The following is a 14,733-nucleotide window of genomic DNA, read 5'->3' as shown; positions in this document are numbered from 1 at the left end:
CGGTTTTTCAGGTTTTTCCGATTTCGGACGGATCGGACATGATGAGCACGGACCTCCGCAGTTTTTGGCACCTATGACAAGTATCTTTCGAATACCGGGATATAATTGCCTTGATGCTGGGTTGGCTCCGAATTCCTTGTTTTCCAACGATTTTGAGATGTGAAGCCGCCAATGAGCGTCGGAAGCTTAACGATTTCGTTTCCTGCGGTGGATGCGCGGTGATGGATGTGTCGGTCCACGACACCGCTCGCATCCAAGGCACGCTGCCCGATGGCTACCAACTCGTCTTCGAACTGTGGAAACGCCATTCTGGCGGCATCTCCAAGGTTACTCTCAACGCGGCCGCCAAACCGGTCGACGTGCGACTTGGTGCCACCAAGGTCAGAAGCCCCGAAGTCAGCGCCGGAGCCGGCGGTTACCACTGGCGCGAGAGGCTCATCCGCCCCGCAACCACCGTCTGGTCATCCACGCCAAACCGGGCGTGACCGACGAAGGCATACAGGTGGTCGCTTGCTGGCCGTCACGGAAAGTGTCGTAGATTATGTCGCGTCAAGTGGTGCCGGTCTTGTCGCGATGGGGACGGGTTTGACTTTTCCTGTGGGAAGAGGGCGAGGTGAACCGACGGTAGCATAATCCGATGAATGAACCGGTCTGATGTGTACCGTTGGCATGTGTTGATTCGACCGGCCTGTCCATGTGCCGTTGCGTCAAGCAATGAAACATGTGTTGATAACGTTGTTATCTTCCGTGATACAATAACAGCGTTATCTTGATGTATAAGGAGATTTTGGTGAGTCCGGTGTCTGATTCGGGGCGGCGCTTATTGGCAGAGACGGTCAAGGCTATCAAGCAACATGGATATAGAAGAATTTCCTTGCGCGACATTGCCTCAGCCGCGGGGCTGACCACGGGCGCTCTCTACCGCCATTTTCCAGCCAAGGAGGATCTGCTGATTCAGGCGGGCTACGTGGTTTCGGCGGATATCGCCGAACGTATCCTCCCGGATAGTCCGGAATGCGAGAATGCTTTCGACGAGCTTCTGCACGTTGGTGTCGGGCTGCTCTCGCTGACACAGACCGAACCGAATCTGGTCGATTTCTTCTTCTACGGGCCTTTGTATGCGAAAGCGGCGAAAGAAGATGATGGTGGCAAGCAGCCCGAATTTCTTTCTCGGATACGCGCAATCATTGAGAGGGCCAGCCGTCAGAATGAGAACGCCGCCGACCCTGATCTTCTATTCATACAGGTATGGTCGTTCATTCAAGGCTACAGCTCTTTGGTCAGTCATGGGGTCGTTAAGTACGACGAACGGTCGCTTGGTATAACACTGCACGATTTTCTGGGTATCAAGCGCTATTGAATTCGTTTTCGAAGCACGGAGCTCGCTGTTGTCTTCGAACAAAAGTCTTCAACCATCAACAAACAAGAAGGAGCAATTGTAATATGAGTAACTATGTCGTCGTGTACTGCCATCCTTACGAGAAGAGCTTTAACCATGCCGTTCTTGGACGTGTGCTTGACGCGCTGAGAAGCTAAGGACACTCGACGCGGCTCATCGACCTATACGCCGAAGGATTCAACCCCGTCTACGACAAGGAGGAGCTGCGGCTCTTCCATACTGGCGGAACCCAGACCCACTGGCCAGGAAATACCTTGAAATGATCCGCGCAGCCGACGGCATCGTGTTCGTCATGCCTGTCTGGTGGAATTCCGTGCTAGGAATGCTCAAGGGCTTCATCGACAAGATCATGAAGGAGGGGGAGGGGCTGAGCCACACCGTCACTCACACTGGCATCCATGGCGAGTTGGGCAACATACGCCACGCATATGTCTTCACAACCTCCACCTCACCGACCATTTATCTGCGGCTCATCGCTGGCGACGGTGTGAAACGGCTGTTCGTCAACTGCACCCTCAAACAGCTGGGCATGAAAGGACGCAAGTGGATCAATTTCGGTGGAGTTTCCGACTCCTCGCCCGAACGTCGTCGCAGGTATCTCGACAAGGTCTGTGCGATCCGATTCAAGTAGGTACTAGAATGGGGTGCTAGGCAAATGCTCAATTCACGTTTGCTGCCGTTCTCATTTGGTCCGAGTGGGCACAATCGGACGGGTGTTCTGGAACGACTTATATGCTTGCAGGCTTCTGTGAATGCCGAAAAGAAATCTCGTTGTGTATGTGTGAGCACTGCGGGTATGGTAATGGTTGGACAGCATGCACGCTTGGTGCTGAGGCTGTTTGCAGCGATTGAGGTTTCGTTGAAGTTCTTGGGCAAACAGAGCACATGTCCACACAGCCACTGCGGTCGCAGGACCGATGAGAAGGGGTTGCTGGCGCGGTGAAAGTATCACGTAACGTCCGCGTCTTTTACCTTTCTACCTAATAGCAGCAAGGAGTTGCCACCCACCTGTCTGACTAACACCCAACGAAAGCCCGGAAAACTAGAGGGGCTGAACCTGACACCATCATTACCGAAAAGGAGAAAGCTAGGACTGGAGGTAACACCATCGAAAAGCGGACTGGACGATACTGGATTCGAAGACCATACAGGCAGGAAAGCCGAAGACAAGCGAAACGGTGCCGATTACGTCGGTAAGATTGGAACCGCCAAAACCCGGAAGATCGGGGAGCCATGCTTCTTCGACGAGTCCAAAGACACGGAGCAGACGGGCCAAACAGGCGAAAGAGAAGACTCTGAATCACCGGAAGTCTCGCAAGAGGCGATCGGACAGTCGGTCGAACGGAGATAGGACAGAATAGGGGAATCGGAACAACGGGAATGACGCGCTCGAATGTTGTCCCGCTCCGAAGCGGGGCGCATAATTGCCGCAGCGTTTTGAAGGGCCATATACGACAAAGATATGCGACCAAGGACATAGAGAAGTCGGCCGTTAAAACAGCGGGAAACGCCATAAAAGCATAGTATTTACAAACAAGGCCCTGCATATGGCCGGTTCGATGACTGCCCGATCAGTGCAAGCCCGTTTACTGCAGTGCCGTGAGGACATCCGAATCCGTCAAAGCAAATGGCTGCCATGACAGTGGCAATGTTGGCAACGGCAGCGGTGCTGGCTGGGATGCTTGACATTGCCAGGATTGCCGCGCTCATGCTCTCGCTGCTGATGTCGACCGCCGTAACCGCTTCCTGCGGATATGACAGCGTGAAGGTATTCGACTAGTATTGTCAAGGGTCGATGAGGCTACCACCAGCGGGTTTGACAAGGTGCTGATTGCTGCGAGCATGAGTCAGGAGAACGCGTTCGGCCCCACCCCGTACGCCGATGACAGCAACGACGAACCTGGGAACCGTTGTAGATGAACCAGAGTCTACCCGCAGGGCGCCGATCATACGTCGTCCAAAGGCTTCCATCGGCCCATGAACCTGCCTATCACTGGGACATCTACCTAAAGAACCACATGCACGATGTCTACTAGGTCACCACCGAGACACAGACAGGAGTATCGGACAAAGGAGGAGAGCGAGTCCGGTGCCAAGTTACGGTCATGACTGTCTCGAAGCTCTCCATCTGACCTTCGATGCCGTCGGTTGTGCAGGTGTGGCCTTCGTCGTGGTGTCGTGTGAGCCACATCGCATTCCGTCTGACTTGGTGGTCGACCAGCGATCGTAGCAAGAGTATCGAAAAAACAAGCTACATTCCAGTCCGCATGACTATGTAAAGGAATGTAATTCAGCGCGTCTCGACGTGTGTAAGAATCACAAAGAACGTTGTAATTCCAGGGAGAAGAGAATCTGCTAACGGCATTGCAACCTAGGGGAAAGGGCTTTGTGATTAAGGGAATTGAGTATATTGCCGACAATGACAAGAATTCAGTTCTGCGGCTTGATCTGCTGGGCGAGTGTTTTGATTTCCCGTTCGAGCGACGCCGGGTCGAGCGTGCTGTTGTCGTACAAGTTGAGGATCTGTTGTGCCGTGTCAAGGTCGGCCTTGTTTCTGGTTCCAGCTTCAGTAAGTCTTGAGATGCTGACTATGGTCCGGACAGTATCCATGTTCTTTTCCTCAAGGCATCGGACAACTGCGGCATAGAGTGTGAGTTTGAAGTTCCTGGTAGCTTTTCGCTCGCTCTTCCTGCGTTCCTTATACGGTAGGAATAACGCTACGAGCACAGCGAGAGTTTCTGCTATAGCTGTTGCCCATTCAGCCAATGTTCCGATTTCCAAGGTGTTCTCCTCAATAAGTATTTGAGTATCTGTCGTTTTGCCTTGAACGATGTCACGCTTACGCACCATACTACACGTGGTTTCACACGCTGCGCAAAAATCGAGATGTCTCTTACCGTTCGCTGTTACAGTAAAGTTGTAATCGGATCAATCGATCGGGAGTGCCGGGTGACGTGCCTGAATGCAGGTAAGGAGTTGCAATGACCGAGCAGTATGATGATGAGAAATCGCAGATGGATTTGCTTGGCAAGTTCGTGGGCTTCCATACCGAAAATGGGAATGAAAAGGTCTTGGCGGACTTCATTCACGGGATATTTGAGGAGGCCGGCGTCAACAGCACGGTTCTGCCCTTTAAGGATGATCCCAAGCGGGCGAACCTGGTGGCCGAAGTCGGAGGCGGCGATCCGGTTCTGGTCCTTACAGGACACATGGATACCGTCTCTGCGCAGCAGGAAGGTTGGCAGACAGACCCGTTCGAGGTCGTCGAGAAAGATGACATGATTTACGGCCGTGGCGTGACCGATATGAAGGCGGGTCTGGCAGCCATGGTGATTACCATGCTGCGACTCAAGCGCGTCGAAAGCCGGTTGCATGGCACTGTTCGTTTCCTGGCAACCGCAGGTGAGGAGATCAACATGCCGGGCGCTGAGCTATTGCATGACGGCGGCTATATGAAGGATGCTGAGGCATTGCTCATCGGTGAGCCTTCGGCCTATTCTCCTGTCTATGCAACCAAAGGCGAGCTCAATCTGGAAATCACGATGCATGGCAAATCGGCCCATAGTTCGATGCCGCAGCTTGGAGCGAACGCCGTCGAAGGATTGGTGACGTTCCTGTATCGGCTGACCGACCGGATCCGCAGGCAGACTGCTGGAATCACGAATCCCGATCTTGGTGAAACGGTGTTTAACATCGATGTCATCAAAGGCGGCAGTCAGGTCAATACCATTCCCGAGTCCGCGCGTGCCGAAATCAATATGCGGGTCATTCCCGACTTGAGCAATAAGGAGATTCTCAAGATGGTTGACGATGAGGTCGCAAAATTCAACGCGGAGAACAAGGCTCAGGTTTCTTACGAGGTGACCATGGACATCGTTCCCATTGTGGGTGCGAAGGAATCAAGGTTGGGGGACATCGTACGTGAGGTCGGCGATGAGAGTCTTCAGGCCCAAGGCAAGGATGACAGAATTAAGTTTGTCGGCGTTTCCGGCGGTACCGATGCCAGCAGGCTTTTTGTGGACAAGCCGGTCGGGCAGCCGTGCCTCGCGTTTGGACCGGGCAATTTCACCATGCACTGTGTGAATGAGAGCCTGCCCAAGCACATGTACTTTGAGTTCATCGACATGTATGAGAGGATCACGAAGAAGTACATGGGCGTGGAGTGAACCGTACAGACTCTGCATCCGTAGGCACCAACGAGGTAGGGGAGGTCGCAAAGGAGATGATTCGGATGAACGTCCGGTGTCGGTTTCATGAATTGATGCCATGATATGGCAAGTGCCGAAGCTCTGCATTGACCAAGGTACCTGCATGAATCGTTCGTGTTTTGGCAGTGTGTTGGAACCGAGAACGAGTGCATGAGCCTGCACGAAAAAAGTTCCCGCCACCGGCCGTGGGTCTGCCGTTGACGGGAACCCCTGTTGTTTGGACACAGGCGATTCGGTGACTTTCGTAAAAGCCTCTCCTACTTCCCTTCCTTCCGTGGGACCGACAGGAAACGTTCTTCGCCGGGCAGCACCACGCACAGAATTACGGCAACCATGAAGCTGATGGCGATGGGGTTGGTGGAGAAAATCGATTGGAACAACGCAGGGAAGTTCCTGAAGATTGAACTGACCTGTGTGAATCCCAGTCCCATCGTCAGGCTCAATGCGGTGATGGTGATATTGCGTTGGCTGAACCCGGCTTCGGCGATCATCTGGAAGCCGGAAAGTATGATGTTGCCGAACATCATGATGGTGCAGCCGCCGAGGACGGACTGCGGCATGGAATTGAAGACCTGCGCCACGCCGGGTACGAAGCTCGCGATGATGAGCAACAGGCCTCCTGAAAGAATGACCTTTCTGTTCACCACCTTGGTCAAGGATACGAGACCGATGTTCTGGGCGAACGACGTCAACGGCAGACAGCCGAACAGACCTGAGACGATGGAAATCGTGCCGTCGGCGGCGATGGCTCCGCTGGTCTCCTTATCGGTCGGCGGCCGGTCAAGCCCGACCTTCGTCAGAGCGGCGGTGTCGCCGAGTACCTCCACCGAAGAGACCACGTAAAGAAGCGCAAACGAGATGATGGAACCAAGGTCGAAGGTAAGTTTGAACGGCATGAACCGAGGCAGACTCAGCGCCTGGAGGTGGGTAAACCCGGAGAAGTCGACTTTACCCATGAACATGGCCGCGACATAGCCAATGACAAGTCCGAAAAGCACCGAAAGCTGCTTTGCAGTGCCCCGTGCCAGCAGCTGGAACGCAAGGCATGCGACCAGTGAAGTCAGTCCAAGGGTCAGGTTCTGCCAGCTTCCGAAGTCCTTTGCGTCGCTGCCTCCACCGAAGGATGACGCGGCGGTGGAAAGTAGGGAAAAACCGATGGTGGTGACTACGATGGCCGAAACGATTGGCGGTACGTATTGTTTCCACCATTGTGCGGTCAGTCCGAGGATGAGTTCGATGAATCCGCCGGCGATGACGGCTCCCATCAGTCCTCCGAAACCCTGTTTGGAGACGATGGCGATAGCCGCTGCCACATATGTAAACGAGATGCCGGTCACCATCGGCAGTCTGCTGCCGATGCGCCATATGGGGTAGAGCTGAAGGCAGGTGCCCATACCGGCCACCAGCAGTCCGTTCTGAATAATCATAGCCGACTGTTGCGTGTCCAGATGTGCTGCCGCAGTAACTAGGAAAATCGGCGCGAGGTTGGCTACGAACATTGCCATGACATGCTGCAGACCAAAAGGGATGCCGCGCCAGAAGGCGATGGTGCCGTCCAGTGAACGCAGGGCTTCCGCCGTAGACGGTGTCGGCTCGCCGTCGTGCGTCCTTTCGTGAAGATGCGTTGCTTCTTTTTGAGTGTCGTCCGGGGTTTGCCTGGGGTTACGTTCCTCGCCATGCTGTCGATCAGTGCTCAAAAGGGTCTCTTTTCATTGGAAATGAGATAGTGCTGATAGCGGTCAATTGTACGCTGGGTGGCGACTGCGAACCGGGCGGCCGGTCGCTGAAGAAAACACTTGGGACCTGTCCGGGTGTCTCATGCGGCCTTCTGTATGTTGGGTAGGTAATCCACCTTCATACTGTCATACCAACGGTTTATGCGGTGTTGAGTTCTTTTCGTGGATATCGTCACTGCTGCGACAAAAGGGTTAGCAAAGGGTCGATGCCTGTGCCCACCCAAGGCGCAGCACAGGCATCGACCCATACAAGCAGTGTTTTTCGAGGACTCAGGCGAACTTTATCGCTCCTTTATCACCGTCCATATCCTTGATGACGGCGAGCGAGCGCACGTCGTAACCAGCCTCGCGCAGTTCCTTGCCACCGCGTTGGAATCCCTTCTCGACGGCTATGCCGATTCCTTCGACGATGACGCCAGCTTCGTTGCAGATGTCGATAAGGCCATGCATGGCCTTTCCGTTGGCGAGAAAATCGTCGATAAGCAGCACATGCTCGCCCGGTTCAAGGAAACGCTTGGACACGATGACGGGGAATTCCTTTTGCTTGGTGTAGGAATACACCTTGGCCTGGTATTGGTCGCCGTCGAGGTTGATGGACTGGGTCTTCTTTGCGAAAACGACGGGAACGTTGCCGAAGTGTTGGGCGACGATACAGGCTATTCCGATTCCGGAAGCCTCGATGGTGAGAATCTTGTCCACGCGTTTTCCTGAGAACAAACGTGCCCATTCGGCGCCCATGTGGTTGAAGAGCGTGACATCGCATTGGTGGTTGAGGAATGCGTCGACTTTGAGCACATCGCCTGGCTTCACCGTGCCGTCCTTCAAGATTCTGTCTTCCAGTTCCTTCATTTTTCCCTCTCAACTTCTTCCGGCTACCGGAGCGGCCATGGTGCGGTTTGCGCGCTATGGTATCAATGAGCTTAGCTTTGAGCTATGACTTGTTTTCAGACATTTAATTCACGTGTGTTGTGCTTTGTCTCGTCTGCATACCGGCTATGATCAGCGGCGTCTGCCGAGCATAGATGGGTGGATGGTGACTCGGTGCAGGTGAACGGCGGTGAAAGAATCTTCTCGTGTACAAGGTAAATCTCACGCTGTGAGGGTCTGCATGCTTACCGTGCCAGATGCTGGCGTATTGGTTCTTGCTCTGTTGCATGTATGGGAGCAACGAGTCATTATCGATACGCTGTTGGGGTGCCATTCGTATTGGGTACGGGAATCGTAGATTCGCATGGCCGCGATTTCCTGAGCGGTGTCTGATGCTGAATGACAATGGATACGGCAGTGGGGCGCAATTTCGTCTCATATCATGACGGGAGAGTTTATAAGTCGGCTCGTAAGGTCGAGAATATCGGTGGATGAGATCCTGCTCGTTCGGCATCAGGTAGAATCATGTCGAACGTGAATGCGGAAGGGGAGACCATGCAATGGCTTCAAGGTGCTATGTCGGTTGGCGATTCGGTGGAACCCGCGATGACTGCGGTGCGTAACGCCGTCGAAGACGGCCAAGACGACGGAAACCTTGCTTCGCTGATCAAGGTGGCCAATACGCTCATAGAGCGTGAGCTCAACAACCGCGTGGCCGAGTTGTTGCCGGGGTTGAGTCTGACAGGTCCGCAGATCACATTGCTCGTCTATCTGTATGATTCAAAAGGACGGACCGTGACGCAGAAGGAGGTCGCCGATCGGTTTGTGCTCAGCCATCCGACCATGCATGGCATCGTCAGCCGGCTGGAACGAGCCAAGCTCGTCGATCTGTCGCATTTGAACAACGACCGCAGGCAGGTCGTGCTTTCCCTGTCCGAGCATGGCTTTGAGACGATTGACCGGCATATCGATGAGATTCGCGCGATATTGAATGACATCAACACAAGGATCGTCTCTGGCATAGGGGAAGGGGAGAGTGAACATTTCGTTTCGGCGCTCAGTCGCATCATCCGTTCGTTTTGACGTATCTCTGACTGTTCAGGCTCGTGTTGATGCGTGCCTCTTGCGGGGACTTCGCACAGGAGCGCGATCGCCTACCTGCCTTTCCGTGCGCCTGGAGAGGCGAGAGCCGAGGTTCGTTCGGCTGGCCTAGTCGGGTGGGGTTGGTCTGCGGGCACCTTCCGGTGTACTCGGCGAGGAGGACCGTCGTTTCAAACACAGGGCGATGCGGCTTCATGCCAACGCAGCATGCAATGCGTCGGTATCCAAGGCCGTCACAGGAAGAGGCTGAACCGCTGCGTTTCTCCCACCTCCTTTGGTGATCGTCGATGCCCGAATGCCATCGAGGGCGATCCACAGGTACCGCAGGTAAACAGGGCAAGAAGGTTTCGTTGCAGACTTCGATGCTTCCGCCGCATCGCCTGGATCTCCGGATGTCAATGGAGACTTGCCGCCTTCATGCTCTTGTCGATGACATGCGAAGTGCGCTCTGTGTGCGCTCGCTGTCGTCCTGTCTGCATCCGTATCGGTCAATACGCTTTCGTGCAATGATTCGGCGATGGCCACGATGCCGAATTGTATAAGGATGAGGTCAGTACCTGTGATCTCGGTGCGAATCGACCCTTGACCGCGTGCCCTTTCCGCCACTGCATTGACGAATGGCGCGATGCGGTCTCGTGACCAGTCGTAACGCTCTCGCCCCGCATGACGGCTGGTGAAGAGCTGCGCCATGCCTCTGTCATGTATCTGCATCCGTAGGCTCTGCTCCATGTAATAGACCAGTCCTTGCCAGGCGTCGTCCATGTCCAAAGCGTGGTGAAGGACGTCTTCCAGTTCATGTACCTGCTGCGCCACAATGGCGTCGATGAGCTCCTCCTTGTTGGCAAAGTTCCGGTAGGCGGTGCCAACGCCGAGCCCGGCATGTCTGGCCACGTCGTTCAACGTGGCTTCGAATCCTTGCGCTGCAAACACCTCGCGCCCGGCTTTCAGGAGACGCTTGCGGTTGAGGGCCGCATCCTTGCGCAGTCCGAGGTTTTTTGAATGTGCGCCACGAGCGCTCCTGGCGCGGTCTGTGCACTTGTCGACGCCGTGTGGGGATGAATATTCCATAAGCGCAATTCTATCTTAAGTGGAACATTGATATCCATGTAGCATATACTTTTAAGTGGATATTTAATATCCGCTTTATATAAACCGTTGTGCGGGGCAGTATGCTCGGCCATGTCTTGTTCGGGACACGGACATGCATAACGGGGAGCCTTGTAAAGGAGCAATATGCATCAGGTACCAATTCGTACGTTGAACAACGGTGTCACCATGCCGGCGCTTGGTTTCGGCGTTTTCCAATCCTCTCCGGAAGACACCGTCACTTCGGTGAAGGCGGCTCTGGAGACCGGCTATCGCCATGTCGACACTGCTGCCGCCTATCATAACGAGGAACAGGTAGGCCAGGCCATCCGTGAATCGCCGGTCGACCGCGACGCGGTTTTCATAGAAACCAAAATCTGGATCGACGACTACGGCACCGGACTGACCTATCGTGCCGGCGAGGCCGCTATGCGCAGACTCGGTGTCGACGTCATCGATCTGCTCATCCTGCATCAGCCGAATTCCAAGGTGTTGACGGGAACGACCGACGCCGCTGACTTCGCTCGCACCATCGCCGCCTACAAAGACCTTGAGAGACTGCTCGCCGACGGCAAGGTGCGGGCCATCGGCGTAAGCAATTTTCAGCCAAACCAACTCCGAGCCTTGATGGAATCCACCGATGTGACCCCGACCATCAATCAGATCGAACTGCATCCATATTTCCAGGAAAAAAGTGTTGTAGCCGCAGACGATGCCGCGGGGGTACTCACGCAGGCCTGGTCACCCATAGGGGGCATCACCTTCTATCCGGGATGGGATGACAGGGGTCACAGCACGCTTCAGGACCCGACGTTACTCGACATAGGAAAGGCGCACGGCAAAACCGCCGCGCAAGTCATGCTACGCTGGCATATACAGGAAGGACGCTCGGCCATCCCGAAGTCCATTCATCCGGTGCGTATCGTCGAGAATTTCGGCATCTTTGACTTCGAGCTTACCGACGAGGAACTGACCGCCATCGACGGACTCGATACCGGACGTCGCTCAGGCCCCGATCCCAGTGGGAAAACGACGGAGTGATGTCAAGCCGTGCGTCAGCCTTCCGGAGGCCGCCGATGAAGGTTATGGCGTACGGCGAGACCTTGCAAGCGGGGTTTGTGCGAATCATCAACACCGCTTGCCTGTTATACTTCGAAATACCTGTACGAGCTTCGCATCGTTTCCCAATTGGGGTTGTATTCCCGATTGTGTCGTAAACGTTGGTTTCGAGTCCATAAGTGGCTTCCCATACTCGTCCTCGGCGCGTCGTCACAGCGTATGGCGATGGCATGTCGTTTCATAACGACGAATTGCGGGAAACCACTGGTGTATGAGCTCCTTTCTGTGTCCATGCATATAGGGCCGGCGTGGCGACATGTGGTGGTAAGCCGCAGCATATCGGCCATGGTGTGCGTAAACTGGCATACGCGGAAAACGAGAATCGCGGCCGCTATGTTGGCTGGCTCGTCGGCAATATTGGAACATGGCGTACGGAAGGGGACAGGCGTGGAATGGAACGCGGACTTTGACCAGGAAGCAGGCGGTAATCGGCCATCTGATCGACGGCCCGATCCTGAGGTGATTGCTCGCAGTGCCGAGGAGCTCCTTGGCGGTCTTAACCCACAACAGGCCGAGGCCGTGCGCTCGCAGGTGCCTGCGTTGCTCATCGGCGCCGGCGCTGGTTCAGGCAAGACTCGTGTGCTCACTCGTCGTGTCGCCTGGATACTCAGTCAGTTCGGTGCCCGGCCAAGTCAAGTGCTTGCAATCACCTTCACCAACAAGGCCGCGGCCGAAATGCGTGAACGCCTCACCTCGCTCATCGGTCCAGTTGCGCAGCGCATGTGGATATCCACCTTCCACTCCGCTTGCGTTCGAATCCTGCGTCGTGACGGCAAGGAAATCGGTTTGAAGTCAGGATTCTCCATCTATGACACGGCCGATTCGCAGCGTTTGATCAAACTCATAGGAACCGATCTCAACATCGACCTGAAGCGGTATACACCCAAGTCGATTCTGGCCAAGATCTCGGATTACAAGAACGGCCTCGTCAATTGGCAGGGTCTTCTCAAGCAGTACGCCCCTGATTACAAGCCCGGCCAGCGTGGATACCAACTGGGTCGGTATGACGACGTGGAGGAACTGTATGCCGTGGTCTTTGCGGAGTACGAATACCGTCTGGCAGCCGCGAATGCGGTGGATTTCGATGACCTCATTGTGCGTACCGTGGAGTTGTTGCGTACGTGTCCGCAGGTGGCCGAATATTACCATCATAAATTCCGTTACATTCTAGTGGATGAGTATCAGGATACAAACCACGCGCAGTATGTGCTTATCCGTGAGCTGTCCGGAATCGACGCTGGTGAGCCGGTGATCCCTACCGCACGTTTTGCGGGGAGACAGGGGCCTGCGTGGGTCACCGTGGTCGGTGATTCAGACCAATCCATCTATGCCTTCCGAGGTGCGGACATCAGCAACATCGAGGATTTTGAAAAGGATTTTCCGGGTGCCAAGACGATCATGCTCGAACAGAACTACCGTTCGACGCAGACCATCCTTGATGCCGCCAATGCCGTCATAGCGAAGAATTCCGGACGTAAACCCAAAAAGCTGTGGACTGCCTTGGGCAAAGGTGAGCCCATAGTCGGCTACGCGGCTGACAACGCCCAGCAGGAGGCTGGTTGGATAGCCAATGAGATAGCCGATTTGCGTGGCGAACGGGGTGTGCCTTATGCCGACATGGCCATCATGTACCGTGCCAACGCGCAGTCACGGGCGCTTGAAGAGGCGCTCATCAATGCCGGTCTGCCCTACCAGTTGGTTGGCGGGACCAAATTCTACGAGAGGCGTGAGGTCAAGGATGGCATCGCATATTTGCAAGCCATTGTCAATCCCGCTGACAGTGTCAACATGCGACGCATCCTCAACGTGCCTAAACGTGGCCTTGGTGCCCGTGCCGAGGCGATGGTGGCCCAGTATGCCGATGAGCATGACGTCCCGTTTTGGCAGGGCATCGAGCATCTTGAGGACATTCCGGACTTGCCCACGCGTACGCGTACGCTACTTGGTCAGTTCCGTGAGTTGATTCATGGGCTGACGAAATTCGCCGCGGAAAACGATTCGAAACCTTCGCAGGTCGTAGCGGAGGTCCTTCAGCAATCGGGTCTGTTGGAGGAATTAAGGCGTTCGAATGACCCGCAGGATGAGTCGCGTGTGGAGAATCTCTCGCAATTGCAGTCCGTGGCAGCAGAATTTGAACAGAAGACGCCGGATGCTACCCTCGCCGGCTTCCTGGAGACCACGGCTCTGGTGGCGGATTCCGATCAGCTGCCAAACGAGGGCGAGGATACCGGAAAAGTTACGTTGATGACCCTGCACACGGCGAAGGGATTGGAGTATCCTGTCGTCTTCCTCACCGGCATGGAGCAGGGCACGTTCCCTCACTCAAGATCCCTAGAGGATGATCAGGAGCTTTCCGAGGAACGTCGTCTGGCATACGTGGGTATTACGCGCGCCAAGCAGCGTCTCTATGTCACCCGTGCTGCGGTGCGTTCGCAATGGGGGCAGGCCGCGGAGATGCTGCCAAGCCAATTCCTCGATGAGATTCCGGATGGGCTTATCGATTGGAAGCGCCGTGAGGCTGGCGTGGAGAGGATGCGTTCCAGTTGGGGCACGGAGGGCGCGGACGGTGTCGAAGACGATGAATTTGCAGGTTGGGATGATGATTTCGGCACCGCCGGCTACGGTTCGTCGCGAGGCGTTTATGGTTCCTTGGGATCGGGGGCATCGCACGGATCATCCCATGGATCCTCATATGGCTCCGGTTCCTACGGTTCGCGTTCCGGTGGTTTTTCGACGTTCGGAGGTGGCTATGGTTCTCGCTCGTCGTATGGATCGCATTCCAGATCATCATATCCAGGGCGTGGAGGTTCGTCGTATGGCTCCGCGGGCGGTTCCCATGGTTCGAGGTCGACGGGCCGTTCTGGGCATGTTTCCACGCGTCATGTGACGCCTTCGAAATCGTCCTCCCGGGTGGTTCCTGTTTCGAGTCTGAAGAAGGACAACAACCTTTCGATAGCGGATTTCAAAGTGGGAGACAAGATCACACACGATCAGTTCGGCTTGGGAACCGTTCTGCAGACGCAGGATAAGGGTCGCAACTCGATCATCACCGTGGATTTCGGCTCGGCCGGAGTCAAGCGTCTCATGTTGCGTGTGGCACCGATTGAAAAGCTGTAGGAGCGGGGAGCCTTTGGATTGGCCTCGTCTGTGAACGACCCGAATACATGGCCGGAGGGGGGTGAGACAATGGTGACTTTGGCCGTGAGACACCCTTGGT

The 14,733-nt window shown here is 55.1% G+C and carries 13 protein-coding genes; 9 read left to right on the top strand and 4 right to left on the bottom strand.

What is annotated here, in order from left to right; genetic code table 11:
* The first annotated feature begins 218 nt into the window (after positions 1-218).
* The 5 genes from BBOMB_RS02400 (at position 219) to BBOMB_RS08005 (ending at position 3,319) form a co-directional block, all read left to right on the top strand.
* On the top strand, positions 219-485 hold the full coding sequence (locus BBOMB_RS02400; RefSeq protein WP_156097124.1) for a hypothetical protein: 267 nt from the start codon (positions 219-221) through the stop codon (positions 483-485).
* A gap of 305 nt (positions 486-790) precedes the next feature.
* Complete coding sequence (locus BBOMB_RS02395) at positions 791-1,360, top strand: TetR/AcrR family transcriptional regulator (protein ID WP_044086676.1); 570 nt, start codon at positions 791-793, stop codon at positions 1,358-1,360.
* Positions 1,361-1,562: 202 nt separating this feature from the next.
* Positions 1,563-2,030, top strand: a complete 468-nt coding sequence (locus tag BBOMB_RS08265; protein WP_330934726.1) for an NAD(P)H-dependent oxidoreductase — start codon at positions 1,563-1,565, stop codon at positions 2,028-2,030.
* Between the two features lie 1,005 nt (positions 2,031-3,035).
* On the top strand, positions 3,036-3,179 hold the full coding sequence (locus BBOMB_RS08010; RefSeq protein ID WP_156097123.1) for a hypothetical protein: 144 nt from the start codon (positions 3,036-3,038) through the stop codon (positions 3,177-3,179).
* A 2-nt stretch (positions 3,180-3,181) separates the two neighbouring features.
* The gene (locus BBOMB_RS08005; protein ID WP_156097122.1) at positions 3,182-3,319 is read left to right on the top strand and encodes a hypothetical protein; all 138 of its coding nucleotides are present in this window, start codon (positions 3,182-3,184) and stop codon (positions 3,317-3,319) included.
* Between the two features lie 510 nt (positions 3,320-3,829).
* On the opposite strand, the gene BBOMB_RS02380 is transcribed toward BBOMB_RS08005, so the two are convergent.
* The gene (locus BBOMB_RS02380; protein WP_156097121.1) at positions 3,830-4,180 is read right to left on the bottom strand and encodes a hypothetical protein; all 351 of its coding nucleotides are present in this window, start codon (positions 4,178-4,180) and stop codon (positions 3,830-3,832) included.
* Positions 4,181-4,380: 200 nt separating this feature from the next.
* Between BBOMB_RS02380 and BBOMB_RS02375 the strand changes: the two genes are divergently transcribed.
* The gene (locus BBOMB_RS02375; protein ID WP_052377356.1) at positions 4,381-5,565 is read left to right on the top strand and encodes an ArgE/DapE family deacylase; all 1,185 of its coding nucleotides are present in this window, start codon (positions 4,381-4,383) and stop codon (positions 5,563-5,565) included.
* A 299-nt stretch (positions 5,566-5,864) separates the two neighbouring features.
* On the opposite strand, the gene BBOMB_RS02370 is transcribed toward BBOMB_RS02375, so the two are convergent.
* Together BBOMB_RS02370 and BBOMB_RS02365 are read right to left on the bottom strand one after the other, a co-directional pair.
* Entirely contained in the window at positions 5,865-7,175 is a 1,311-nt protein-coding gene (locus tag BBOMB_RS02370; RefSeq protein WP_044086933.1) for a nucleobase:cation symporter-2 family protein, read from the bottom strand.
* Between the two features lie 438 nt (positions 7,176-7,613).
* Positions 7,614-8,192 carry a xanthine phosphoribosyltransferase gene (locus BBOMB_RS02365; protein ID WP_044086671.1) on the bottom strand — a complete coding sequence of 193 codons (579 nt, stop codon included), beginning with the start codon at positions 8,190-8,192 and terminating at the stop codon, positions 7,614-7,616.
* Positions 8,193-8,735: 543 nt separating this feature from the next.
* On the opposite strand from BBOMB_RS02365, the gene BBOMB_RS02360 reads away from it, so the two are divergent.
* Entirely contained in the window at positions 8,736-9,293 is a 558-nt protein-coding gene (locus tag BBOMB_RS02360; RefSeq protein ID WP_044086670.1) for a MarR family winged helix-turn-helix transcriptional regulator, read from the top strand.
* A 210-nt stretch (positions 9,294-9,503) separates the two neighbouring features.
* Here the strand turns inward: BBOMB_RS02360 and BBOMB_RS02355 are convergent, their stop codons facing one another.
* Positions 9,504-10,379 (bottom strand): TetR/AcrR family transcriptional regulator, encoded by an 876-nt coding sequence (locus BBOMB_RS02355; RefSeq protein WP_081867240.1) that lies wholly within the window; start codon positions 10,377-10,379, stop codon positions 9,504-9,506.
* A 165-nt stretch (positions 10,380-10,544) separates the two neighbouring features.
* On the opposite strand from BBOMB_RS02355, the gene BBOMB_RS02350 reads away from it, so the two are divergent.
* Positions 10,545-11,438, top strand: coding sequence for an aldo/keto reductase (locus BBOMB_RS02350; protein ID WP_044086669.1), 894 nt, complete (start codon positions 10,545-10,547; stop codon positions 11,436-11,438).
* Positions 11,439-11,873: 435 nt separating this feature from the next.
* The gene (locus BBOMB_RS02345) at positions 11,874-14,633 is read left to right on the top strand and encodes an ATP-dependent helicase (RefSeq protein ID WP_414133064.1); all 2,760 of its coding nucleotides are present in this window, start codon (positions 11,874-11,876) and stop codon (positions 14,631-14,633) included.
* Positions 14,634-14,733 lie beyond the last annotated feature (100 nt).

Source organism: Bifidobacterium bombi DSM 19703, assembly GCF_000737845.1.
Taxonomy (GTDB): Bacteria; Actinomycetota; Actinomycetes; order Actinomycetales; family Bifidobacteriaceae; genus Bifidobacterium; species Bifidobacterium bombi.
Note: the sequence above shows the minus strand (reverse complement) of the source record. Positions and strands in the feature narration are given on the sequence as shown.